At 60.0% G+C, this 23970-nt stretch carries 19 protein-coding genes; 16 read left to right on the forward strand and 3 right to left on the reverse strand.

The window, feature by feature from the left end; genetic code table 11:
- Nucleotides 1-37 precede the first annotated feature (37 nt).
- From GDN47_RS09580 to GDN47_RS09615, 8 genes are all read left to right on the forward strand, one after another.
- Nucleotides 38-901 (forward strand): branched-chain amino acid ABC transporter permease, encoded by an 864-nt coding sequence (locus GDN47_RS09580; RefSeq protein WP_152093150.1) that lies wholly within the window; start codon nt 38-40, stop codon nt 899-901.
- Nucleotide 902: 1 nt separating this feature from the next.
- Nucleotides 903-1907, forward strand: a complete 1005-nt coding sequence (locus GDN47_RS09585) for a branched-chain amino acid ABC transporter permease (RefSeq protein WP_152093151.1) — start codon at nt 903-905, stop codon at nt 1905-1907.
- The gene (locus GDN47_RS09590) at nt 1904-2668 is read left to right on the forward strand and encodes an ABC transporter ATP-binding protein (RefSeq protein WP_113329591.1); all 765 of its coding nucleotides are present in this window, start codon (nt 1904-1906) and stop codon (nt 2666-2668) included. Before GDN47_RS09585 ends, GDN47_RS09590 begins: the two co-directional genes overlap by 4 nt.
- A complete protein-coding gene (locus GDN47_RS09595) occupies nt 2649-3365 on the forward strand; it encodes an ABC transporter ATP-binding protein (protein WP_152093152.1) in 717 nt (238 codons plus the stop codon). Before GDN47_RS09590 ends, GDN47_RS09595 begins: the two co-directional genes overlap by 20 nt.
- A 238-nt stretch (nt 3366-3603) precedes the next feature.
- Nucleotides 3604-7230: a hydantoinase B/oxoprolinase family protein gene (locus GDN47_RS09600; RefSeq protein WP_152093433.1), complete on the forward strand. Its 3627-nt coding sequence runs from the start codon at nt 3604-3606 to the stop codon at nt 7228-7230.
- Nucleotides 7231-7313: 83 nt separating this feature from the next.
- Nucleotides 7314-7841 (forward strand): winged helix DNA-binding protein, encoded by a 528-nt coding sequence (locus GDN47_RS09605; RefSeq protein WP_152093153.1) that lies wholly within the window; start codon nt 7314-7316, stop codon nt 7839-7841.
- A 302-nt stretch (nt 7842-8143) separates the two neighbouring features.
- Complete coding sequence (locus GDN47_RS09610) at nt 8144-8974, forward strand: MBL fold metallo-hydrolase (RefSeq protein WP_113350636.1); 831 nt, start codon at nt 8144-8146, stop codon at nt 8972-8974.
- Between the two features lie 80 nt (nt 8975-9054).
- Nucleotides 9055-9495: a VOC family protein gene (locus GDN47_RS09615; RefSeq protein WP_152093154.1), complete on the forward strand. Its 441-nt coding sequence runs from the start codon at nt 9055-9057 to the stop codon at nt 9493-9495.
- An 8-nt stretch (nt 9496-9503) separates the two neighbouring features.
- Here the strand turns inward: GDN47_RS09615 and GDN47_RS09620 are convergent, their stop codons facing one another.
- Together GDN47_RS09620 and GDN47_RS09625 are read right to left on the reverse strand one after the other, a co-directional pair.
- Nucleotides 9504-10250: a polysaccharide deacetylase family protein gene (locus GDN47_RS09620; protein ID WP_145318927.1), complete on the reverse strand. Its 747-nt coding sequence runs from the start codon at nt 10248-10250 to the stop codon at nt 9504-9506.
- A complete protein-coding gene (locus GDN47_RS09625) occupies nt 10240-11337 on the reverse strand; it encodes a glycosyltransferase family 4 protein (RefSeq protein ID WP_152093155.1) in 1098 nt (365 codons plus the stop codon). The genes GDN47_RS09620 and GDN47_RS09625 overlap by 11 nt, the downstream gene beginning before the upstream one ends.
- 304 nt (nt 11338-11641) lie before the next feature.
- Between GDN47_RS09625 and GDN47_RS09630 the strand changes: the two genes are divergently transcribed.
- Nucleotides 11642-13366, forward strand: coding sequence for an adenylate/guanylate cyclase domain-containing protein (locus GDN47_RS09630; RefSeq protein WP_152093434.1), 1725 nt, complete (start codon nt 11642-11644; stop codon nt 13364-13366).
- Nucleotides 13367-13438: 72 nt separating this feature from the next.
- Nucleotides 13439-14317, forward strand: coding sequence for an FkbM family methyltransferase (locus GDN47_RS09635; RefSeq protein WP_113329814.1), 879 nt, complete (start codon nt 13439-13441; stop codon nt 14315-14317).
- Between the two features lie 2 nt (nt 14318-14319).
- On the opposite strand, the gene GDN47_RS09640 is transcribed toward GDN47_RS09635, so the two are convergent.
- A complete protein-coding gene (locus tag GDN47_RS09640) occupies nt 14320-14799 on the reverse strand; it encodes a class I SAM-dependent methyltransferase (RefSeq protein WP_113329599.1) in 480 nt (159 codons plus the stop codon).
- A gap of 143 nt (nt 14800-14942) precedes the next feature.
- Between GDN47_RS09640 and GDN47_RS09645 the strand changes: the two genes are divergently transcribed.
- The 6 genes from GDN47_RS09645 to GDN47_RS09670 all read left to right on the forward strand — a co-directional run bounded on the left by GDN47_RS09645 (nt 14943) and on the right by GDN47_RS09670 (nt 23967).
- Nucleotides 14943-16118 carry a DUF3095 domain-containing protein gene (locus GDN47_RS09645; protein ID WP_152093156.1) on the forward strand — a complete coding sequence of 392 codons (1176 nt, stop codon included), beginning with the start codon at nt 14943-14945 and terminating at the stop codon, nt 16116-16118.
- 361 nt (nt 16119-16479) lie between these two features.
- Entirely contained in the window at nt 16480-17817 is a 1338-nt protein-coding gene (locus GDN47_RS09650; RefSeq protein WP_152093157.1) for an adenylate/guanylate cyclase domain-containing protein, read from the forward strand.
- 160 nt (nt 17818-17977) lie between these two features.
- Entirely contained in the window at nt 17978-19885 is a 1908-nt protein-coding gene (locus GDN47_RS09655) for an ABC transporter ATP-binding protein (protein WP_152093158.1), read from the forward strand.
- On the forward strand, nt 19882-21804 hold the full coding sequence (locus GDN47_RS09660) for an ABC transporter substrate-binding protein (protein ID WP_152093159.1): 1923 nt from the start codon (nt 19882-19884) through the stop codon (nt 21802-21804). Before GDN47_RS09655 ends, GDN47_RS09660 begins: the two co-directional genes overlap by 4 nt.
- Nucleotides 21797-22795, forward strand: coding sequence for an ABC transporter permease (locus GDN47_RS09665; protein ID WP_145318902.1), 999 nt, complete (start codon nt 21797-21799; stop codon nt 22793-22795). The genes GDN47_RS09660 and GDN47_RS09665 overlap by 8 nt, the downstream gene beginning before the upstream one ends.
- Nucleotides 22792-23967, forward strand: coding sequence for an ABC transporter permease (locus tag GDN47_RS09670; protein ID WP_152093160.1), 1176 nt, complete (start codon nt 22792-22794; stop codon nt 23965-23967). Before GDN47_RS09665 ends, GDN47_RS09670 begins: the two co-directional genes overlap by 4 nt.
- The last annotated feature ends 3 nt before the right edge of the window (nt 23968-23970 follow it).

Genomic DNA, 23970 nt, shown 5'->3' on the forward strand with positions numbered 1-23970 from the left:
GGCGGTGGCGCAACAACAAACCGGACCAGCGATATCAATGCAAACCGTGCTCAGCATAGCAGTCGATGCCTTCGCTTACGGCATGGTGCTGTTCGTCATCTCCATCGGCCTTTCCGTCACCATGGGGCTGATGCGCGTCGTCAATCTTGCCCACGGCGCCTTTGCCATGATCGGCGGCTATATCGCTTCCTATGCGGCGCGCGATCTAGGGCTTGGTTATGGCGCCGCCGTATTGCTGGCGGTCGTCGGCACCGTCATCATCTCCATTCCGATCGAACGGCTGCTCTATCGGCGCATCTATGGCGCGCCTGAATTGACGCAGGTGCTGATGACGATCGGCATCACCTTCTGCATCATCGGCATCGCCAATTATGTCTTCGGCCCCACCCTGAAGACGATACCGCTGCCTAGCAGCCTCCAAGGTTCGGTCGATCTCGGCTTCCGTACCATCGGCACCCATCGTATCTTCGCGATCACCTGCGGCCTCATCGTCGCCCTAGCCTTGTGGTACACGATCGAGAAGACCTCCTTCGGCGTGAAGCTGCGTGCCTCCGTCGATAATGCCGCGATGGCGGCTGCTCTCGGCGTCAGGACGGAAATCGTCTATGCGGTCAGCTTCGCCATTGCCGTCGGGCTTGCCGCCTTCGGTGGTGTCGTGGGTGCCGAGCTCCTGCCGGTCGAGCCCTATTATGCCCTGCGCTACATGGTGACCTTTCTCGTCGTCGTTTCAGTCGGCGGCGCGGGCTCGATTTCCGGCGCGCTGCTTGCCTGTCTCATCCTTGGCTGCATCGATACGACCGGCCGCTACCTCATGCCGGAATATGGGGAATTCTTCTTCTATCTGGCCGTCATTGCCATTGTCTGCGTCTTCCCGCGCGGCTTTGCCGGGAGAATGAAGTAACATGGCTTTGACGTTTGAAAGAGAGGCCGCTCCGCTCGTGACCAGACATCGCACACTTGGACAGGATTTCATCGCGGTGGCGGTCATCGCCCTGCTGGCTGCCGCCGGCTACCTGCTGTTTCCAGACAACCTTGCCCTCCTGACGCGCCTGATCGCGATCGCGCTTCTCGTTCTCTCGCTCGATCTCGTCACCGGCTATTGCGGCGTGGCGACTCTCGGCCATGCGGCGTTGTTCGGCGCGGGTGCCTATGCAGCCGGCATTGCGTCAGCCCATTACGGCATCAACGATCCCTTGCTGATGACGCTTGCCGGCATCGCCGGCGGCGCGGCTGCCGGGTTGATTTGCTCCATTGTCATTTTGAGAGCTCATGGCCTGCCGCAGCTCGTGCTCTCGATTGCGCTGATCTATCTCTTCCACGAATTCGCCAACAAGGCGTCGAGCTGGACAGGCGGCAGCGACGGCCTGTCGGGTATTTCAGCTGATCCGCTGTTCGGTGTTTTCGAATTCGATCTCTATGGGCATACGGCCTACTTCTATGGCGTGGCACTGCTGCTGATCGTGCTCGTGCTTTTGCGCTTTCTCGTGCGTTCGCCCTTCGGCATGCTCTGCCGCGGCATCCGGCAGGATCCCTTGCGCATCCGCGCCATGGGTGCCTCGCCGAAAGTAGCTCTCATCAAGATGTATGTCATTTCCGGTGCTGTTGCCGGCATCGGCGGTGCGCTGAATGCGATCTCTACGCAGGTCGTCGGTCTCGACAGTCTCTCCTTCACACAATCGGCCGAGGCTCTGGTCATGCTCGTGCTCGGCGGCACCGGATCGCTGTTTGGTGCGCTCGTCGGCACGCTGATCTTCATGCTCTTCGAGGATTATGTCTCCGCCGCCAACCCTTTCCATTGGCTGACGATCGTCGGCGCGCTTCTCATTCTCGTCGTTCTCTTCGCGCCCAAGGGTATTTACGGCACGGCGGCTGCCTATGTGGCCCGTCGTAGGGAGGTGCGGGCATGAGCGCGATTTTCGAAGTCAGCAATCTGAAGAAGGCGTTCGGCGGGCTGACGGTGACGAACAATGTCAGCCTATCCATGGCGCCGGGCGACCGCGTCGCTCTCATTGGCCCGAACGGCGCCGGCAAGACCAGCTTCGTCAATCTCGTGACAGGCAATCTGCAGGCGGATTCCGGTGAAGTCCGCATTGCCGGTCAGAACGTCAACAAGGTCGATGCCATCGGCCGGGTGAGGCGCGGGCTGGTGCGCTCGTTCCAGGTGACGCGGCTGTTTCAGGATATGACGCCAGCCGAGCATGTCGGCATGGCGGTGCTGCAACGGACCGGCCGTTCCGGTCGCATGTTCGGCAATTTCCTTGCCATGCGCGATGTCATGGCCGAGACGGCGGAACTGCTCGGCACGCTCGGCCTCACAGCTCTTGCGCATCGCAAGGTCAGCGAGATCGCCTATGGCCAGCAGCGGCTATTGGAAATTGCCGTTGCCATGGCGCTGAAGCCGAAAGTGCTTCTGCTCGACGAACCCGCTGCCGGCGTGCCGCAGAGCGATACCGGCCGCATTGAGCAGGCGCTGGCCGATCTGCCCGCCGATCTCGCCGTGCTCATGATCGAACATGACATGGACCTCGTTTTCCGTTTTGCCAAGCGCGTCGTAGTGCTCGCGGCTGGCACGATCATATTCGACGGGTCACCGAAAGACGTGACGCAGGATGCGCGGGTGCGCGAAGCCTATCTGGGGAGCTACGCCAATGCCGGCCACGCCGCTTGAAGTCGAAAATCTGTCGGCCGGTTATGGTCCGACACGGGTGCTGGAGGGCGTCTCCTTTTCCGTGCCGGCAGGCGGACGGCTCGCCGTGCTCGGCCGCAATGGCATGGGCAAGAGCACGCTGCTGGCCACGCTCGCCGGGCAGACCCGGCGCTATGATGGCCGCATCCGGCTCGGCTCGGCCGATATCGCCGGCTTACCGAGCGCACGCCGCGCTCATCAGGGCCTCGGCTATGTGCCGCAGACGCGTGACGTCTTTCCGACGCTGACGGTGGAGGAAAATCTGTCCGTCGGGCTGAAGGGGCGGCCGAAGGCCGCCCTGCAGGAAGCCTATGACATGTTTCCACGCCTGCAGGAGCGTCGCAGAAACCTCGGCGGCCAGCTTTCCGGTGGCGAACAGCAGATGCTGTCGACGGCCCGCACCATCCTCGGCCGGCCCTCAGTCCTGCTTCTGGACGAGCCGCTGGAGGGGCTTGCCCCCGTCATCTGCGAGGAACTGATGGCGGCCTTCGCCAAGCTTGCCAAGGCGGGCGACATGACGATCCTGCTGGTCGAGCAGCGCATCCAGAGCGCATTGGATTTTGCCAGCGCTGTCATTATTCTGGAGCGCGGCCGGCTGGCCTGGAAGGGTACACCCGAGGCGCTGGCCGCGGATCATCACGCGGTTGAACGCCTGCTCGGCGTTGGTGGCCTGCACTAGCACCTTTTACAACGGCCTCGCGCCCTTGCATTTCATGACGGTTCATCGCTCCGGGAACGGTTGCGCCGCCAGCCTATCTGGTCTGGCTGATCGCGACTTTGCCCTCGCTTGCCTCTTGGCCGACTCGACATACTGGTGGTGAAACGCGCCGCTATCGGCGATTCATGTTGACGACAAAACGTTGACGATTTATCGATATATTATCATCGTTGTTGGCGTCGTTCTGCTGGAGGCGGGTTTGTCGGAGAATATTTCGGGTCGTTGGGATTTCTGGATCGACCGCGGCGGCACCTTCACCGACGTTGTCGGGCGCGATCCGTCCGGCGCTCTCCACGCCCGCAAGGTCCTCTCTGAAAATCCGGAGGCTTACCGCGACGCAGCCGTTCACGGCATCCGCCTGCATCTTGGTCTTGGCAAAGGTGAGCCGGTTCCCGAAGGTGCAATCGGCGAGGTCCGCATGGGCACGACGGTCGCCACCAATGCTCTGCTCGAGCGCAAAGGCGAGCGCCTCGCCTTGGTAACGACGAAGGGTTTCCGTGACGCGCTGCGCATCGGCTACCAGGAACGCAAGAAAATCTTCGCGACCGAGATCGTCAAACCGGAAGCGCTCTATGAAGATGTCGTCGAGATCGAAGAGCGTGTGCTTGCCGACGGTACCGTCGAATTGGCTCTGGACGAAAAGGCCGCCGAAATGGCGCTGCGTGACCTTCTCGCCAAAGGTTATCGCTCCGTCGCCATCGTCTTCATGCATGCCTACAAGTTCCCGGCGCACGAGGCTGCCGTTGCAAGGATCGCAAGGTCGATCGGCTTCGAGCAGGTCTCGGTCAGCCATGAGGTTTCGCCGCTGATCAAGCTCGTCGGCCGCGGCGATACGGCTGTGATCGACGCTTATCTCTCGCCGGTTCTCGGACGCTATATCCGCCAGGTCTGTGATGAGCTCGATGTCGAGCGGACCGGCGCGCGCGTCATGTTCATGATGTCGTCGGGCGGGCTGACGGCGGCAGACATGTTCCAGGGCAAGGATGCCATTCTCTCAGGCCCCGCCGGTGGCGTTGTCGGCCTTGCGAAGACCGGTGAGCAGGCGGGCTTTGCCAATGTTATCGGCTTCGACATGGGCGGCACCTCCACGGATGTGGCGCATTTCGACGGCGAATATGAACGCGCCTTCGAGACGGAAGTGGCCGGCGTACGCGTCCGTGCGCCGATGATGCTGATCCATACCGTGGCCGCCGGTGGCGGCTCGATCCTGCATTTCGATGGCGATCGCTTCCGCGTCGGCCCGGATTCGGCCGGCGCCTTTCCGGGTCCGGCCTGCTATCGCAATGGCGGCCCGCTGGCCGTCACCGACGCCAATGTCATGGCCGGCAAGCTGCTGCCGGAATTCTTCCCCTCCATTTTCGGACCCAATCAGGACCAGCCGCTCGATGTCGAGACGGTGCGGTCCAAGTTCGCCGCACTCGCAGCCGAAATCGGCGATGGCCGCAGCCCGGAAGACGTCGCCGACGGCTTCATCCGCATCGCCGTTGCCAATATGGTCGAGGCGATCAAGAAGATCTCCGTACAGCGCGGCTATGACGTGACACGTTATGCGCTGAATTGCTTCGGCGGCGCCGGCGGGCAGCATGCCTGCCTGGTGGCCGATGCGCTCGGCATGAAGAGCATCCTTCTGCATCCGATGTCCGGCCTTCTCTCCGCGTATGGCATGGGGCTTGCCGATATCAGGGCAACGCGCCAGAAGGCGCTCGGCATTTCGCTTGATGATGCCGCACCCCTCGCCATTGCAGCGCTCGGTAGCGAATTGCGCGGCGAATGCGTGCCCGAGTTGGAAGCTCAGGGCGTTGCCACAGCCGAGATCAAGACGGTCCAGCGCGCCCATATCCGCTATGCCGGCACCGATACCTTGCTGGCGGTCGAGACGACTTTCCCCGGAATCGACGATCCCGCGCGGCTGCGCAGCCAGTTCGAGACGCTGCACAAGCGCCGCTTCGGCTTCGTTGCCGAGGACAAGCCTCTGGTCGTGGAGGCCGTCGAGATCGAAACGATCGGCGGTGCTGCTGCCGATATCGCAGTCGAGCTTGAAGCGGCGGCCGAGGGTGAGGCGCAAGCTGCAAGGCGCACCGCCTTCTACTCAAACGGCGAAAGTCACGATGCGGCTGTTGTCCTGCGTGAGGCAATCAAGCCGGGCCAGACTGTCACCGGCCCGGCCATCATCATCGAGCCGAACCAGACGATCGTCATCGAGGATGGCTGGCAGGCGCAGCTGACCGTCAAGGATCATATCGTCCTCAAGCGCATCAAGGCGCTGCCGGAGCGCAACGCCATCGGCACCAAGGCCGACCCCGTCATGCTGGAGATCTTCAACAATCTCTTCATGTCGATCGCAGAGCAGATGGGCATGACGCTGCAGAACACGGCCTATTCGGTCAACATCAAGGAGCGGCTGGATTTCTCCTGCGCCGTCTTCGATGCGGAAGGCAATCTGGTCGCTAACGCGCCGCATATGCCGGTTCATCTCGGCTCTATGGACGCATCCGTCGCGACCGCGATCCGCGAAAACACCGTCATTCATCCGGGCGATGTCTTCCTGATCAACGCCCCCTATAATGGTGGGACGCATCTGCCGGATCTCACGGTCTGCACGCCCGTCTTCGACGATGCCGGCCAGAAGATCCGCTTCTGGGTTGCCAGCCGCGGCCATCACGCCGATATCGGCGGTATCTCGCCGGGATCGATGTCGCCGCTTGCTACCCATATCGAGGAAGAAGGCGTCTATATCGATAATTTCAAGCTGCTCGATCGCGGCCGCTTCTGTGAAGCAGAGCTTACCAAGCTGCTGACGGGTGCCCGCTATCCTGTGCGCACGCTGGCGCAGAATATCAACGATCTCAAGGCGCAGGTCGCCGCCAATGAAAAGGGTGTCGCCGAGCTGAAGAAGATGATCGCACTCTTCGGCGAAGATGTCGTCGACGCCTATATGGGTCACGTTCAGGACAATGCGGCGGAAAGCGTGCGGCGTGTCCTCGATCGTCTGTCGGACGGCGAATTCAGCTATGAGATGGATCAGGGCTGCAAGATCGTCGTCAAGATTTCGATCGATAAGGACAAGCGCGAGGCGACGGTCGATTTCACCGGCACATCCGCGCAGCGCCCCGACAATTTCAATGCGCCGCAGCCCGTCACACGCGCCGCCGTCCTCTATGTCTTCCGTGTGCTCGTCGAGGCCGATATTCCGATGAATGCCGGCTGCCTCCGGCCGATCCGGATCATCATCCCCGAAGGCACGATGCTGACGCCGAAATATCCGGCTGCCGTCGTTGCCGGCAATGTCGAGGTCAGTCAGGCCGTGACCAACTGCCTGTTCGGCGCGGTCGAGGCGCTTGCCGCAGCCCAAGGCACGATGAACAATCTGACGTTCGGCAACGATGCCTATCAATATTACGAGACGATCTGCTCCGGCGCGCCGGCAGGACCGGGCTTCAACGGCGCCGATGCTGTGCACACGCATATGACCAACTCGCGCCTCACCGATCCCGAAATCCTCGAGACGCGGTTTCCCGTCGTGCTGGAGGATTTCCACATTCGTCCGAATTCGGGCGGGCGCGGCAAGTGGAACTCCGGCAACGGCACGCAGCGCACCATCCGCACGCGTGAGAAGTTGGAATTCGCGATCCTATCGGGCCATCGGCGTGTGGCGCCCTTCGGCATCAAGGGCGGCGAAGCCGGACAGACTGGCCGCAACTATGTCCTCCGCAACGATGGCAAGATCGAGGAACTGATCGGGTCGGCCCATACCGTCCTCGAAGCCGGCGAAGCCTTTACGGTCGTCACTCCCACCGGCGGCGGCTACGGAAAACGGGACGAATAGCAATGTGATGCCGGGTCGAGCGGCCTTGATCGCCCGGCTCGTCGAATCTGCCGGGCCTTAATCCGGTTCGAAGGAGTTTTCAGGTGACGTCCGAGGAAAAGAGCAAACGACGCGAGTTGATCGTATCATCGGCCCATCTTGCCGGCGGCAGCTCGCCGGCCTTGTCGGAGCTGGAATACGGGTCGATCCTCTTTTCCCATGCCTTCAATCGGTGGCTGGTCCGTTGCATGGCGGCGGCGGGCGTGCCTGGCCTTTCGCCGATCGAGATCCTGATCATTCATTCGGTGCGACACCGAGATAGACCGAAAACGCTCGCCGATCTCTGTCTCGTGCTCGACATCGAGGATACGCATGTTACCAATTATGCCATCAAGAAGCTCGAGGCGGCAGGCCTCGTCAAGAGCGGCAAGGCCGGCAAGGAAAAGACCATCCGGGTGACGGATAAGGGCTTGGACGCGCTGAAGCGCTATACCGAAATTCGCGAGCGGCTATTGGTTGAGGCAACGAAAGTATCGGGTCTCTCGCAAGACGATCTCTCCGATATCGCTTCGCATCTAAGGGCATTGTCCGGCTATTACGAACAGGCGGCGCGGTCGGCCGCCACGCTCTAGGATAGACGCGCGCAAGTCTCGGCCAAATCTTCTCAGTCTCTCGCACAGGTTCGCATCTCGTTGTGGTCTAATATAGATTAGCCCATCGGGACCACACGCAAATTCCCCCTCTTATCTATTCTGCCATTTCATACCTATATTAGGCCTGTGCGATCCGTTGGCGACAATCCGCCCAACGATCTGTGTCGGCTGACCGATGAGATCCAGTTTTTACCACTGCACGACTTTTAGAAATTGCTGGCTTCGCACGATAGCAAAAGTGTGCTTTTTTTGACCGAAAGGGGAATGGTGTAAAAACTTCCATGAACAACGATAGTTTTGAGCTGAAATTTTGGGGCGTGCGGGGGAGCATCCCTGTATCGGGACCGGAATTTGAGCGGTACGGCGGTAACACGTCGTGCATTGAGTTACGGCATGACGGCAGGCATATCTTGTTCGACGCAGGGACCGGTTTGCGCGAAGCGGCGGCATCCCTTGCCAAGGAGGAGGTCCGCAACATCGATCTCTTCTTCACCCATTCGCACTATGACCACATCATCGGCCTGCCTTTCTTCAACGCGATATACGATCCGCGCGTTAGCGTCGATCTCTGGTCGGGCCATCTGGCCGGCAAAACGACGACGCGGCAGCTGATCGGCCAATTCATGCGGCCGCCATGGTTCCCCGTCGAACCCGACATCTGTCGGGCGACGATGAATTTCCGCGATTTTGCCGCCGGCGACACGTTGAAGCCGCATCCCGGCATCGTCATTCATACGACGAGGCTGAACCATCCCGGCGGCTGTATCGGCTATCGCATCGAGTGGTCGGGGCGAGTGATCGCCATGGTCTATGATACCGAGCATGTGGCGGGCCGTCTCGACGAGGCGGCGCTTGAGCTGATGGCGGATGCCGACCTTGCCATCTACGATGCGACCTATCTCGAAACGGAGATGCAGAAATATCTCGGTTTTGGCCATTCTACATGGCAGGAGGGCATCAAGCTCGCGAAGAAGGCCGGTGCCAAGCGGCTTGCCATGTTCCATCATGCGCCCGGCCGGACGGACCGGGAACTAGATGACATGCAACGCGATGCGCAGAAGAGCTTCCCCGAAGCGTTCTTCGCCTTTGACGGGCAATCGCTGCAGCTCTGAGACACCGTTTGGCTAGAAGTGTCCGTTATTACACGGGGTAACAACCCTTTGACTGAAACGGCTTTCGGGAGGTTGAAGAGATGGCCGTCAAGCGAATGGACAATGTCGGAATCGTCGTCGAAGATCTGGCAGGGGCGATTGATTTTTTTCGCGAACTCGGCCTCGAGCTCGAAGGGCAGGCGACGATTGAGGGAGAGTGGGCCGGGCGTATCACCGGCCTAGGCGATCAGCGCGTCGAAATTGCCATGATGCGCACGCCGGACGGCCACAGCCGGCTGGAGCTCTCCCGTTTCCTTGCGCCGGCCGTCGTCGCGGATCATCGCAACGCCCCGGTTAACGCTTTGGGTTATCTCCGCGTCATGTTTGCCGTGGACGACATCGACGACACCCTTGAAAGGCTTCGTGCGCGTGGCGCGCAGCTCGTCGGCGAAGTCGTCCAGTATGGCGACGCGTATCGCCTCTGCTATATCCGCGGACCTGAAGGACTTCTCATCGGGCTCGCCCAGGAACTCGGCGCGTAGCTGAACGACTAATGTACGAAGTCACCGACCGGCCGCCATTCGATGGCGGCATGGTCGGCCGTCTCCTCAAACAGCGCCTCCACGAAATTCCAGGCGAGATCGTCATGGGCGAGATGGTGCGTCATCACCCCGATCGGTTCGTCGTGGCCGTCGAAACGGATCCGGAGCTCTTCCACGAGACGTCCGATTACTTCGGCATGCGGTAAACCACCACGTACGCCGTGCCATCTCATGATGTCGATATGGGTGTTGATCAAGCCGATGGGGGCCTGTTTTGCCAGTCCGAAAACGGAGACGGCGCGATAGCCGAAGGGGGCGAGATGTGGCAACAGCGCATCATCGATCCGGTTCCACGGCGGGACCAACAGCGGCACGAACTGTTGTGGGTAAAGGGTCTTCAGCTTATCGAAGCCGCGGTGCAGCTCGTCGAGCACGATCGACTGCGGCCGATGCAGACCGAGCTCCTGCTTCTTGGTTTCGTCAGGGGCATAGTTTTGATGCGTCCAGCCGTGCACTGTGGCGGTGATGTGGCTTTCCCGCGTCAGACGTTCGGCCAGTGCCTCGCCCGTCGGTCCCGGAATGATCGCCAGAGCCATCGGCACGTCGAAACGATTGGCAAGCGACAGAAGCCGGTCGAGGGCAGGGGTCGGCTCGATGGCGTCGTCGTCGCGGAACCAGAATTTTACCTTCCGTCCCGCCTCGCTCCATCGCCGCAGTTCGTCACGCACGGGCTGCCAATCGGCTCTATCGCTCATAATAGGTGTCTCCCAAATGGTTTCGAAGAATGGTTTCCAACCGCCGCGCTGCGGCGGTCAGCGAGCGCTCCTGATGCACGAAGTCATAGGCTGCGTCTGCCATGGTCTGCCGCAGGTTCTGATCGTTCAAAAGTCGAGCGATGGCACTGGCATAGGCCTCGATATCGCCCTCTGGTGTTAGAAGTCCGGTCTTGTCTGCCATCACCACCTCCGGCACGCCGGCCGTTGCCTGCGCGACGACGGGCAGGCCCGCCGCCTGCGCCTCCAGATAGGCGAGGCCATAGGCTTCGTTGCAGCCGGGCCAGACATAAAGGCCGGCGGCCGCCAGTTCTTGCGCGATCTCTGGGGTGGAACGCTCTCCGCGCCAGATGATGCGGCTTTCGCCGAATGTGGAAAACAACGACCTTGCCTCGGCCCGCATCGGCCCGTCGCCAATGATGGTCAGGATCCAATCCTGATCGCGGATAAGATCGAGCGCACCCGCCAGCATGGCGTAGCTGTCAAACTTGTCGCCCTTCCGTAGCATTGCCACTGTAATCAGCCGTCGCGGATCGGAGGAGGAGCGGGCGAAGGGTGCGGTATCGATGAAGGGCAGGAAGCGCTCGTAGCGGGCATCGGGGATCGCATCGAGCAAACCAAGCCGGTCCCGCTCGGTAAAGCACAGATTGACGGCGGCAAGCCTTACCGCATCGGCGATAAGGCGCTGGTTCTCGCTCCAGCCGGTCTCGTCATGACGGCGGGAGTAGGAGGCCTCGGCCGTAACATAGGGAATGCCCAGCGTGCTGGCGATGGGTGGACCGATGAGATCGGGTGTCTTGTAATAGGGATGATAGGTGAACCACAGATCGGGTGCCGCCTTGTCCCGCCATTGCTCCCGCAGTCGGCCCATCTCGCTCTCCGCCTGTCTGGCGATCTCCGCGCGTGGGCCGGCTTCCGGGGTAGGCGTGAAGCTGCGCAATTCGGAAGCGACTTCGACCTCATGCCCGGCCATCTTCAATACTGCGATGATCTGGCGCGCCATCAGCCGGTCGCCGGACGGGACCGGATGGGCAGGCGACTTCAAGGGAGCATAAAAGGCAATCTTCATGATGTCGTCGCACCGTTGACGATTAAGTGATGGCAGGAACCCGAATCGTGAGAGGATTGCCCGAATTCCGACCGGTTGCGTGACAATAAGGTCCCTGCTTCAAAAAGCCGCATCCTCGACAGTATGCGGTGTTGCGGCTACTGCATAATTCCTTAAATCGGAATCGATTTGAGGATAAAATTATGCCGCAGGTTAAAAGTGCTACAGCGATTTTTGCGCGTCATATATGACGCGCGCCGCTGTAGATGAATAGGCGATAGCCGTTTTCGGATCTGTTGTGAACGGGCAATATACATTGGGTTTGATGACCATCGAGGCAAGAAAGCCAATCATAACCGATCGCCTCGTGCGAAAGCTCCGTCTCGGCTCCGGTCTGATCGTTTTTGCTTTCGTCATCATGCATCTGGCCAACCATTCCCTCGGTCTGATCTCGCTCGGCATGGCCGAACGTGCGCAGCATTGGTTCATGGCGGTTTGGCGCAATCCGGTCGGAACCGTGCTGCTCTATGGGGCACTGATCCTGCATATCCTGCTCGTGCTGCGAATGCTCTACAAGCGCAGGACGCTTGTCATGCCCGCGGGCGAGGCTTTTCAGATCGTTACCGGTCTATTGGTCCCCCTCCTGCTGATAGACCATATCGTTGCGACGCGCATCGTTCATGAGGTCTACGGCTATCACGATACCTACAAGGCGATCGTGCGCAGCCTGTGGGTGACGTCGCCATTCAACGGTGTGCGCCAGTCGCTCGTCCTTCTGATCGTTTGGCTTCATGGGTGTATCGGCGTTCATTTCTGGCTGCGCTACCGCCCCTGGTACATGGCGATCGCGCCCGTCATGCTGTCGCTCGCCATTGTTCTGCCGATCCTCGCTTTGCTCGGCTTTGCCGCAATGGGCAAGACGGTGGCACATGAGGTCGCCCAGGAGGATGAGCGCGGCTATCCCGGCGGCTACTACAGCGACGTGCGAAGCTTCGGCGAGTCAGGCTCGGCGCCTGGCAGTAAAATGGCGGAAGACTTGTGGCCGTACCGCGCCGGATTTTATGGCGCCTTCAGCCTGTCGATCGCCGCTCTTTTCGCCTTCCGGGCACATCGCAGGCTAAAAGAACGGCAATATCAGGTCGCCATTCGTTACGCCGGCGGGGAAGTCGTGCACGCGCCGCGCGGCTTCAGCGTGCTCGAGGCAAGCCGTCTCGGCGGTATCCCCCATTATTCGGTCTGCGGCGGCAAGGGGCAATGTTCCACCTGCCGCGTGCAAATCATCGAGGGGGCGGAAAACCTGCCGCCGCCCGAGCCGTTGGAGCAGAAGACCCTGAACCGTATCGGCGCCACGCCGGATGTCAGGCTTGCCTGTCAACTGCGTCCAACCGGAAACGTCAGCGTTGTGCCGCTGCTGACGCCGATGGCCGAGGCGACGATTCCGGTCTACACACAAACGGCAAGTCCCGGCCGCGAGCGCGAGATCGTCGTCTTCTTCTGCGATCTGCGCCATTTCACGTCGTTGACGGAATCGCGGCTGCCTTTCGACATCGTCTTCCTGCTAAACCGCTATTTCGCGATCGTCGGCCGTATCATCGAAGAAAATGGTGGCCGGATGGACAAGTTCATCGGCGATGGCGCCATGGCGCTCTTCGGCCTTCGCACGACCCCGAAGGAGGCCAATCGCCAGGCATTGAAGGCCGCCGCCGCGATCATCCGCGAGATCGACAAGCTCAGTGCGGAGCTCGCTGATGAACTGGCTGCCCCACTCGAAATCGCCATCGGCATCCATACCGGCCTCGCTGTGGTGGGCTCGATGGGGTATGGCACCGTCAAGAACGTGACGGCAATCGGCGATACGGTCAACGTCGCCAGCCGCCTTGAAAGCGTCGCCAAGGAGTTCAATACCGCGCTCGTCTTTTCAGAACCGGTGGCGCAGCTTTCGGAAGCAGATATTGCCGGCACAGAAAGCCGGGAGATTGCCGTCAGAGGCCGGGGTGAGCCCTTGCGGGTCTACATCGTTTCGAAAGAGGCGAGCGCCCACTTTGCCTGATTTTCAGAGCGTGGCGGCATCGTCGACCTTGTCCGTTTGCAATGCAATGGCGCCGGTGTAGAGATGGCGCTCATGTTCGACCGTAGGATTCTCACAAAAAAATACTGGAGACGGGCTTTTCGCCGCAAGCGGGATGCGATCGCCACGCGCTTCTTCGACACCAGGCTGGGCCGGGATATCCTCGTCAGTGCGATTGGGCCTCGCGTCAAGATGATGACGGTCGATTGCGGGGATCACGTCCTCAGTTTCTCGCCCGCCGACTACATCGGCCGCAAGGTTTTTCGCAAAGGGCATTTCGAGCGCGACCATGTCGACCGCTTGCTGAGCGTATTGCGCGAGCGCGGCTTACTGCGCAAGGGCTCGGCGCTCCTGGAACTTGGCGGCAATATCGGCACGCAGACCTGCTATTTTGCCTTGAGCGGCGCCTATGATCGTATCGTCAGCGTTGAGCCGGATCCGCGCAATTTTCGCCTGCTGGAGGCCAATATCGCCGACAATAGCCTGCAGAAGATGGTGACGGCGGTCAATTGCGCCGCCGGCGATCGCGAGGGGCAGCTCGATTTCTATCTCAACCACAAGAATCATGGCAAGAGCAGCGCATTGCGGCAGAGCGCGACCGACGAGAAGATCTCGGTGCCTGTCCAGCCGGTCGGCGATATTCTCCTGCAGGCAGGCGTCGATTCCGCCGATATCGGGCTGATCTGGATGGACATCGAGGGCTATGAGCCGGTTGCCTGTCGTTCGATGGGGGCGCTGATGGCCCGCAAAGTGCCGCTTTATATGGAATTCACCCCGGCCTTCTACGGCAAGGATCAGACCAAAGACTTCATCGCCGATCTCGCCGGACACTATAGCGAATGTCTTGCGTTCTTCGAAGACGGCGAGCAGGTCATGAAAGTGGTCGAACTGCCGGTCGAAGGCGAACAGTTCGACGTTCTGTTTCTGCACTGAGCCTATTTGCGCCGATAGATGAAATAGCGGCCGTCCTTGACGGTCGAGGGCAGGGGCAGCGCCTCGAGATCTGGATGATCGAGAGGAAGGCCGCTGACCGCAAGCCCGCCCGGTGCCAGCACCCCAGCCATGATCTCGGGCAGCCAGGTCAATGTTATTGCATCCTTGTCTTCGTAGCCGGTGCCGATATCGGCATGGGCGAGCGAGGCATTGGCGCCGATGAAGGTTTTCGCCGTGTCCCTGATCTCACCGAGCACAAGATCGTCGGCCGACGGCATCGAAGGACCGTAGGCATTGACCGTCCGGTCGAAGGCAATGATGCGGCGATCGGGAAAAAGTTCGCGCAGGTGATCGAAGGTGCGGCCATTGCCAAGACCGAGCTCCAGCACGGGGCCGGCAAGCGTTCTCACCTCGTTGGCAACGGTATTGAGGATATCGCGCTGCGCGCTGAGGCGGCGAATGAAACTATCGAGGCGGCTCATCGTATTTGAAGTATCCTTGGCGTCTTGTGCCTCTCCCGCAGTGGGCGTAGCACGGCGGGCATTGCGGCGTCGACCACCCGCTAGATTTTCGGCGCATTTGCTGTAGGGATAGATTGTCGCGGCGCTCAATGAAGGGGGACATCATGGCCGAGCCATCCAATGATGATTTCTTCCATAAGCTTGCGGGTTTCACGCATTTCGAAGGCGTGACGGACAGCGCCAATTACCAGCCCCTACCGGATGACTGGCTGATTGCGATCGCCGATATCGTCAGCTCCACGAAGGCGATTGCCGCCGGACATTACAAATCGGTCAATATGGCAGGCGCCAGCGTGATTTCCGCCGTACTCAACGCTTTGGACCGAGGCGACTATCCCTTCGCCTTCGGCGGGGATGGTGCATTGGTCGCCGTCCCGCCTTCCGGCGCGGAGCGGGCGCGACAGGCGCTTGTGGCGGTACGAGGCTGGGTGATGGAGGAGCTGCAACTCGATCTGCGCACGGCTTTGGTGCCGATGAGCGCCATTCGCGGGGAAGGGTTCGACGTGCAGGTCGCGCGGTTCAACCCGAGCGACCATGTTTCCTACGCCATGTTTTCCGGCGGCGGCACGAGCTGGGCGGAACGACAAATGAAGGCAGGACGCTTCATCGTCGAAGCCCAGCCGGAGAAGGAGGAGCCAGATCTCACGGGTCTTTCCTGTCGTTGGAACCCGATCAAGGCGCAAAATGGCGAGATCGTCTCCATCATCGCCATTCCCGGCGAGGGTGGAAACGGTCCGCAATTTCAGCAATTGGTCGCCGATATCATCGCGATTTCCGCAGAGCAGAGCCGCGACGGCCACCCTGTCCCGGTCGAAGGTCCGACGCCGGCATTGAGTTTCGGTGGCGCCGATATCGAAGCGCGGGCTTTGGCCACCCCGGCCAATCGCTGGTGGCGCAAGCTTGCAATTGACGCGCAGGTCATTCTGTTGTGGGTTCTCTCTAAGTTCGGAGCGAGGGCTGGAAGCTTTGATGTCAAGATCTACCGGCGTGATCTCGCGGCGAATTCCGATTTTCGCAAGTTCGACGATGGCCTGAAAATGACGATCGATGTCGACGCCACGCATCTTGAGCGTATCGAGGCGCGCTTGCGTCAGGCCGAGGCGGAGGGTGTCTGCCGTTTTGGTCTGCATCGCCAGGATAGCGCATTGATGACCTGTTTCGTGCCGACCCCGCTGATGCGCGACCACATGCATTTCATCGACGGGGCGAGCGGGGGTTATGCGATGGCGGCCATGGCGCTGCGGGAAAAGAGGCCGCTCGAGCTTGCCGCGAGCGAGTGATCTTCGATTGCCACGCGCAGCTGGCCATGGGTTTCAGTCGTGATTTTTATCGACCCATTTCGGTTTAGCCCATTGTTTCAGCTGAATATGCGCCTTATCTGAAAGAGAACAAAACGAGAGTCGCCGATTGCGACGGCTGTCGTTGTGCTGCATTTCTGGTGCGGGGGCGTGAGAGATGCAGTCGATTTTTCTGGTGCCTGCGCGATCCAGGGGTAGCAAGGGAACGCGCTGGTGCCGTTGAATGATTGTTTCATCCAGCCTTGAACGATAGGCCGGAAATTCCGGAAGTGGACGTCGGCGAAAGAGCCGGTGCTCCATGGCCGGCGAGACATCGGGCATTGCAAGATAGGCCGCGGGGACAATGACTATCCATTCGAGTGTTTCTGATCTTCTTCTCGATAAAGTAGCGGAATGGCTGACACAGGCGGCGCTCACGGGCGAAAACCTGGAGACCATCATTCGCGGCTTCTGCGAACGCATGGCTGCGACGGGGATGCCGCTCAAGCGCGTGCATTTGACCTTTTCCATGCTTCATCCGCTCTATGATGCGCTCGGCTTTACCTGGCGGCGCGCCGGCGGTCTGATGATCGAGGGCTATCGGCATGGGAACGAGAAACCGGAACGCTTCGTGCAGAGCCCCTACTATTACCTCTTGTCCAACAATCTTCAGCACCTGCGTCGCCGGATCGATGTCGACGGCGCGGTCGAATTTCCGATTTTCGAGGATCTGCGCAAGGAGAAGGTCACCGACTATATGGCCTTTGTGCAGACTTTCGGCGCAGGCTCGGTGCAGGGGATGATGGGTTCCTGGTCGACCGACAGCATCGGCGGTTTTAGCGAAGAGATGATCGGCGCGCTGATGCGCATGCAGAACCATCTGGCCATGGCCGCCAAGATGGCGGTCCTCGGCAAGCTCGCCAACAATATGCTGACCACCTATCTCGGCGGCGATGCCGGAAAGCGCGTGCTGAACGGCCAGATTCGCCGCGGAGACGGCGAGACGATCCGCGCGGCCCTCGTCATGGGCGACATGCGGCAATCCACGGTTTATGCCGAAAAGGAAGGGCGCCAGGCCTATATCGATACGCTCAATGAGTTCTTCGACGCGATCGCGGCGCCGTTCAATCGCAATGGCGGCGAAATCCTGAGCTTCCTTGGCGACGGATTTCTCGCCGTCTACCCATGCGGGCGGCACAAGGACCCGTCAAAGGTGGCTTGCGAAGCCGCACTTTCGGCTGTTTTCGAGGCGCAACGCCGTGTCAAGGCACTCAACAGCGATCGCCAGTCGCGCAATTTGAGCGAAGTGCGCTATGGGATCGGCCTGCATGTCGGCAACGTCATGTTCGGCAATGTCGGCTTGAGGGACCGGTTGACGTTTTCCGCATTCGGCGCGGCGGTCAATGAGGTCGAGCGCCTACAGTCGCTGACCAAGAAATATGGGACCGAAGTCGTCGCGAGCCAGGCATTTTCCAGCTACACCGATTGCGAATGGGGAAAACTTGGAGAGGAGAAGCTGCGCGGCGTGCGTCAGCGCTTCACCGTCGTCTCCCCGAAAGCCGCGACGCCATCCAATGGCGCGCTCGAGATCTTTCAGGAGGCGGCACCAGACAGCCTCTCCGAGGCCGAACAGGTCATTCTCTTGCATAGGGACGCCAAGAAGTTCGAGAGCCGTCTTCAAGTCGAAAACCTGACTCCGTGACTGCGCATGCCTCGCGCTTCAGCATAAGCCGATATATCACTGGAAAGGCGACAGTTTTTTTACAGTCTCCGCATTGCTTTGACCAGCTAGACACCCGTTATGGCCTACGTTAGTGTGCCGTCCAAGGCCACAAAGGTCATGTGAGCGGGAAGTAATATGTATGGCGTCAGGGACTGATCTACTGCGTATCGAGAACCTCGACGTCTCGTTTTCCCTTTACGGAGATAGTCTGCGCGTCGTCAAGAATGCCGGCTTGAGAGTGCTTCCAGGCAAGGTTACGGCGCTCGTCGGCGAATCCGGCTCCGGCAAGTCGATCATCAGCCAATCGATCATGGGCATCCTCCCAACGGCGGCAAAGGCGACGGGCCGGATTCTCTTCACCGATCCGCTCAACGGTCAGACGACCGATATTCTCCAGCTGCCGCGCGACGGCGCCGCGATCCGCGGGCTGCGTGGCGCGCGCATGGCAAAGATCTTCCAGGAGCCGATGACCTCGCTGTCGCCGCTGCATACGGTCGGCAACCAGATCAGTGAAGCGCTTCGCATTCACAGCGCGGGCACCAGTAGAGCAGAGCAGCGCGAAAAGACGGAAGAGATGCTGAACCTCGTCGGCTTTCAGGACCCGGTTCGCACTTTCGACATGTATCCCTTCGAGCTTTCCGGAGGCATGCGTCAGCGCGCGATGATCGCCATGGCGCTGATCTGCAATCCGGCGCTGCTGATCGCCGACGAGCCAACGACGGCATTGGATGTCACCATCCAGGCGCAAATCCTCGGACTGCTGCGCAATCTCCAGCAGACGTTCAACATGGCAATGTTGCTGATCACCCACGATCTCGGCGTGGTTGCGAACATGGCCGATGAGGTCGTGGTCATCTATCACGGCGAGATCATGGAAGCAGGTCCCGTCGAGACGATCTTCCGTCAGCCGCAGCATCGCTATCTGAAGGCGCTGATGTCGGCGGTGCCGCATTTCGACATGAAGCCGGGAGAGCGATTGAAATCTTTGCGGGATGTCCCGGTCAATCTCGGCACTTTCTCGGGGAAGAAGAAGCTTATCGGCAACGGTGTGCCGGCTACGGGCACCGCACCCGATGTCCTGCTCAGCGTGCGCAATCTGACCAAGACCTACACCTCGAAGGCCGGCGGGCTTTTCGGGCGACGGGATGGCACGAAGTTCCGTGCGGTCGATGATGTCAGTTTCGATATTCGCCGCGGCGAATGTCTCGGCCTGGTCGGAGAAAGCGGTTGCGGCAAGACGACCGTCAGCAAGATCCTGATGCGGGGTGTTACCGCCGATAGCGGTTCTGTCACCTTCGATGACGGCAGCGGCAAGATCGATGTGCTTGCCGTCAAGGGCGATGAATTGATGGATCTGCGCACGAAGATCCAAATGGTTTTCCAGGACCCGGTCTCTTCGCTTTCTCCGCGCATGACCATCCGCAACATCCTGAGCGAACCCCTGGAAATTCACGGGCATGGTGACAGCGCTGAGCGCAAGGAGAAGGTGACGGCGCTGATGCAGGCGATCGGGCTCGATAGGCACTATCTGAGCCGCTATCCGCACAGCTTTTCAGGCGGCCAGCGCCAGCGCATCGGAATTGCGCGCGCATTGGCGCTTGGGCCAAAACTTCTGATCCTCGACGAGCCCGTCTCGGCTCTCGACGTGTCCGTCCAGGCGCAGATCCTCAATCTCCTCAAGGATCTGCAGAAAGAACTCGGCCTGACCTATCTGTTCATTTCGCATAATCTGGCGGTGGTCGACTATATGGCTGATCGGATTGCCGTCATGGCGCGTGGACGCATCGTCGAAATCGCGCCGCGCGAGATCATCCTGCGCGATCCCGTTCATCCCTACACGCGCTCGCTGCTTGCGGCGGTGCCATTCCCCGATCTGGACCGGCCGCTGGATTTCTCCGCCCTGGGCAGCGAAGGCGCCGCAGCCAAGCAGAAATGGGGGCCGCAATTCTCCGAGGGAGCGGACGGAGATCTGGCCTATGCCGATTTGGGTGGGGGACATTTCGTGCGCGCCCGCCGGGGTCTCGGTGCCCGGGAGCTGCGCAAATGATCAATCGGCGCACTTTTCTTGGCCTTTTGGCCTCTACCGTTCTGCCTCAGCCCGTTCTCGCAGCCGACATCGACAACGAGCCGGAATATTTCGCCGATTGGCTGAGGGCGGGTCAGATGCCGCACCTTGCCAGGCGTTTGCCGAACTTCCCCCGCGTCGTCAATGTCGCGGCCATGGGCCGCATGCCGGGCCGTTATGGCGGCTCCGTGCGCACGCTCATCGGCAGCCAGAACGATATCCGCCTCATGACCATCTATGGCTATGCTCGCCTGGTTGGTTATGACAGCACGCTGACGCTTCAGCCGGATATTCTCGAGTCCTTTTCCGCCGTCAACGATATGGTGTACACCTTCAAGCTGCGCGAGGGCCATAAATGGTCCGACGGGCAGCCGTTTACGGCCCATGATTTTCGTTACTGGTGGGAAGACGTCATCCTCAACAAAGAGCTAACGCCCGGAGGAGGCGCGCTGGAACTACGCCCGCACGGTAGTCTGCCGCGTTTCGAGCTGATCGACGACTTGACGGTGCGCTATTCCTGGGATGATCCCAACCCGAATTTCCTGCCGATCCTGGCCGCGCCCCAGCCGCTCGTCATCGCCGGGCCGGCGCATTATCTTAAGCAGTTCCACAAGAAATACCAGGACAGCATTCGTCTTTCCTCGCTGATGAAGGAAAACCGGGTGAAGAAATGGCAGGATCTGCATATCAAGATGGGCCGCTCCTACCGGCCTGAAAATCCCAATCTGCCGGTACTCGATCCATGGAAAAACACGACAGCGCCGCCGGCCGAGCAATTCGTATTTGAACGCAACCCCTATTTCCATCGCGTTGACGAGAACGGGCGGCAGCTGCCCTATATCGATCGCATGATCCTGAACATCAGTTCTTCGGCGATCATCGCCGCCAAAACTGGTGCGGGGGAAAGCGATCTACAGGCGACCGGCATAGACTTCAATGACTATACGTTCCTTAAGGAAGCGGAAAGGCGCGATCCAAGCAAGATCAAGGTCGATCTCTGGAAGGCGGCGCGCGGGTCACGCGTTGCCCTGTACCCCAATCTGAATAGCGCCGATCCAGTCTGGCGCGATCTCTTGCGCGATGTTCGGGTGCGCAGAGCGCTGTCGCTTGCGATCGATCGTCACGAGATCAATATGGCGGTCTTCTACGGCCTCGGTACAGCAAGCGCCAACACGATGTTACCCGACAGCCCGCTTTTCAAACCCGAATATGCCTCTGCCTGGATCGAGCACGATCCGGATCAGGCCAATGCTCTTTTAGACGCTGCCGGCCTGGACAAACGAGATGAAGACGGCATCCGTTTGCTGTCGGATGGCCGGCGAATGGAGATTACCGTTGAAACCCCGGGCGAAAGCACGCTCGATTCCGACGTCCTCGAATTGGTGACGGATCACTGGCGCAAGATCGGCATTGCGCTTTTCATTCGCGTGTCCCAACGTGATGTTTTCCGCAGTCGCGCTATGAGCGGCCGCATTCTGATGTCAATGTGGTTCGGCCTCGACAATGGCGTGGCGACGGCCGACATGAATCCGGGCGAATTGGCGCCGACGGCCAACGACCAGATGCAATGGCCGCTTTGGGGCATGTACTATCTCTCGCGCCAGACGCAAGGGGTGGCTCCAGATGTGCCGGAAGCAGTCGAGTTGGTCAAGCTCCTGGGCGAATGGGAAGAAGCTGCCTCCTCCTTCGAACGTGCCGAAATCTGGCACAAGATGCTAAAGATTTATACGGATCAAGTGTTCTCCATCGGCTTGGTCAACGCCACCTTGCAGCCGATCGTGCATTCGGCCCGCATGCAGAATGTGCCGGAAAAGGCGCTTTACGGCTTCGACCCGACCTGCCTGCTCGGCGTGTACATGCCGGACACCTTCTGGATGAAGGAGGAACGCCGGAATGCTTAAATATATCCTCTGGCGCACCGCCGTGATGATCCCGACCTTGGTCATCATCTCCATGTTGGTCTTCACCATCATCCAGTTGCCGCCCGGCGATTTCTTCGATAGCCAGATCGCCGAACTGCGTGCTCAAGGCGACACCGCCAATCTCCAGGATATGGAGAATCTTCGCCACGAATACGGGCTCGACCAGCCATTGCCGCTCCAATACCTGCATTGGGCCGGCGGCATGCTGCATGGCGATTTCGGCTATTCCTTCGAATATCAGCTGCCGGTATCGGATGTCGTCGGCGACCGGCTCTGGCTGACAATCCTCGTGTCGATGACAACAATTCTCTTGACCTGGCTGATCGCTTTTCCGATCGGCATCTATTCCGCCACCCATCAATATAGCTGGGGCGACTACGGCCTGACCTTTCTTGGCCTGCTCGGCATTGCCATCCCGAATTTCATGCTGGCGCTGATCCTGATGTATTTCGCCAATGTGTGGTTCGGCGTGTCGATCGGCCATCTGATGGATCAGCAATATCTCTCGCAGCCGATGAGCTGGGAAAAGGCGCGCTCGATCCTGTCGCATCTGTGGATTCCGGTCATCATCGTCGGCACGGCAGGAACGGCGGGCATGATCCGCCGCCTTCGCGCCAATCTGCTCGACGAGATGCAGAAGCAATATGTCATCACGGCACGGGCAAAGGGGTTGCACCCCCTGAAGGCTCTGGTGAAATATCCGCTGCGCATGGCGCTGAACTTTTTCGTCGCCGATATCGGCTCCATCCTGCCGTCGATCATTTCGGGCGCTGAGATCACCGCCATCGTGCTGTCGCTGGAGACGACCGGCCCGATGTTGATCCGGGCCCTGCAAAGCCAGGACATGTATCTTGCCGGTTCATTTCTGATGTTTCTCGCCTTCCTCAATGTTATCGGCGTGTTGATCTCGGATATCGCGCTCGGCTTTCTCGATCCCCGCATCCGCTTGCAAGGCAGGAGCACAAAGTGAGCGTATCCCTGCCAAAACCCGGGGCTCCCCTGGAGCATTACGTCTCGAACGCGGATTTCGACCCGGATCAGTTCGAAGCCATGTCGGCCGGCCAGCAGCGCTATTACATGGCTTCTCAGAAGAAGCTGATGTGGTGGAAGTTCAAAAAGCACAAGCTTGCGCTTGCATCAGGCATTTTCCTGCTGCTGGCCTATGGCATGATCGTCATTGCCGAGTTCCTCGCTCCCTATGGGCTGCATACCCGCAACGTCGATTACATCCATTCGCCGCCGCAGGCGGTGCACTTCTTCAACAACGGAGAGTTTGTCGGACCGTTCGTATACGGCCGCAAGATGACCCTCGATATCGATACGCTGCGCCGGGTCTATATCGATAATCCCTCGGATGTACAGCCGATCCGCTTCTTCTGTCGGGGCGACGCCTACCGATTCTGGGGACTGGTGGATTCGAACGTCCATCTGGTCTGTCCTGCGGTCGGCGGGCAAATGTACCTACTGGGAACCGACCGGCTGGGCCGCGACGTGCTGTCGCGCATCATCTATGGCGCGCGCATATCCCTGACCATCGGGCTGATTGGCATTACGGTCAGCTTCGTGCTCGGCATCGTCATCGGTGGTCTGGCGGGCTATCACGGCGGTCTTTTCGATCTCCTCGTTCAGCGCGTGATCGAGGTGCTGCAATCACTGCCGAGCCTGCCATTGTGGATGGCGCTGGCGGCGATCATGCCCGTGAGCTGGAGTCCGATCATCGTCTATTTCGGCATTACCATTATTCTCGGCATTCTCGACTGGACCGGCCTTGCACGCGCCGTGCGCTCGAAGCTTCTGTCCCTGCGGGAGGAAGACTACGTGCTCGCCGCGCAATTGATGGGCGCAAGCACACGCCGCATCATCGGCCGTCATCTCGTTCCCGGCTTCATGTCGCATCTCATCGCCACGGCGACGATCTCTGTTCCCAGCATGATTCTCGGCGAAACCGCCCTCAGCTTCCTCGGATTGGGGCTTCGCCCGCCAATCACGAGCTGGGGCATTTTGCTGACCGAGGCAAGAAGCGTCAGCGTCATCGCCTTCTATCCATGGCTCCTTTTCCCTATGATCCCGGTGATTTTGGTCATTCTGGCGTTCAACTTTTTAGGAGACGGCTTGCGCGATGCCGCCGATCCCTACAAATAGCAG

This window comes from Martinezella dioscoreae, from assembly GCF_009176305.1.
GTDB classification, from domain to species: Bacteria; Pseudomonadota; Alphaproteobacteria; order Rhizobiales; family Rhizobiaceae; genus Rhizobium; species Rhizobium dioscoreae.

Bases quoted from the DNA above. Each gene is read 5' to 3' on its own strand.
- GDN47_RS09625 (WP_152093155.1), bottom strand. From the start codon at position 11,337: ATGAAGATTGCCTTTTATGCTCCCTTGAAGTCGCCTGCCCATCCGGTC.
- GDN47_RS09615 (WP_152093154.1), top strand. From the start codon at position 9,055: ATGGCCGTCAAGCGAATGGACAATGTCGGAATCGTCGTCGAAGATCTG.
- GDN47_RS09595 (WP_152093152.1), top strand. From the start codon at position 2,649: ATGCCGGCCACGCCGCTTGAAGTCGAAAATCTGTCGGCCGGTTATGGT.
- GDN47_RS09660 (WP_152093159.1), top strand. From the start codon at position 19,882: ATGATCAATCGGCGCACTTTTCTTGGCCTTTTGGCCTCTACCGTTCTG.
- GDN47_RS09665 (WP_145318902.1), top strand. From the start codon at position 21,797: ATGCTTAAATATATCCTCTGGCGCACCGCCGTGATGATCCCGACCTTG.
- GDN47_RS09620 (WP_145318927.1), bottom strand. From the start codon at position 10,250: ATGAGCGATAGAGCCGATTGGCAGCCCGTGCGTGACGAACTGCGGCGA.
- GDN47_RS09585 (WP_152093151.1), top strand. From the start codon at position 903: ATGGCTTTGACGTTTGAAAGAGAGGCCGCTCCGCTCGTGACCAGACAT.
- GDN47_RS09590 (WP_113329591.1), top strand. From the start codon at position 1,904: ATGAGCGCGATTTTCGAAGTCAGCAATCTGAAGAAGGCGTTCGGCGGG.
- GDN47_RS09630 (WP_152093434.1), top strand. From the start codon at position 11,642: ATGACCATCGAGGCAAGAAAGCCAATCATAACCGATCGCCTCGTGCGA.
- GDN47_RS09580 (WP_152093150.1), top strand. From the start codon at position 38: ATGCAAACCGTGCTCAGCATAGCAGTCGATGCCTTCGCTTACGGCATG.
- GDN47_RS09610 (WP_113350636.1), top strand. From the start codon at position 8,144: ATGAACAACGATAGTTTTGAGCTGAAATTTTGGGGCGTGCGGGGGAGC.
- GDN47_RS09640 (WP_113329599.1), bottom strand. From the start codon at position 14,799: ATGAGCCGCCTCGATAGTTTCATTCGCCGCCTCAGCGCGCAGCGCGAT.
- GDN47_RS09650 (WP_152093157.1), top strand. From the start codon at position 16,480: ATGACTATCCATTCGAGTGTTTCTGATCTTCTTCTCGATAAAGTAGCG.
- GDN47_RS09655 (WP_152093158.1), top strand. From the start codon at position 17,978: ATGGCGTCAGGGACTGATCTACTGCGTATCGAGAACCTCGACGTCTCG.
- GDN47_RS09635 (WP_113329814.1), top strand. From the start codon at position 13,439: ATGTTCGACCGTAGGATTCTCACAAAAAAATACTGGAGACGGGCTTTT.
- GDN47_RS09645 (WP_152093156.1), top strand. From the start codon at position 14,943: ATGGCCGAGCCATCCAATGATGATTTCTTCCATAAGCTTGCGGGTTTC.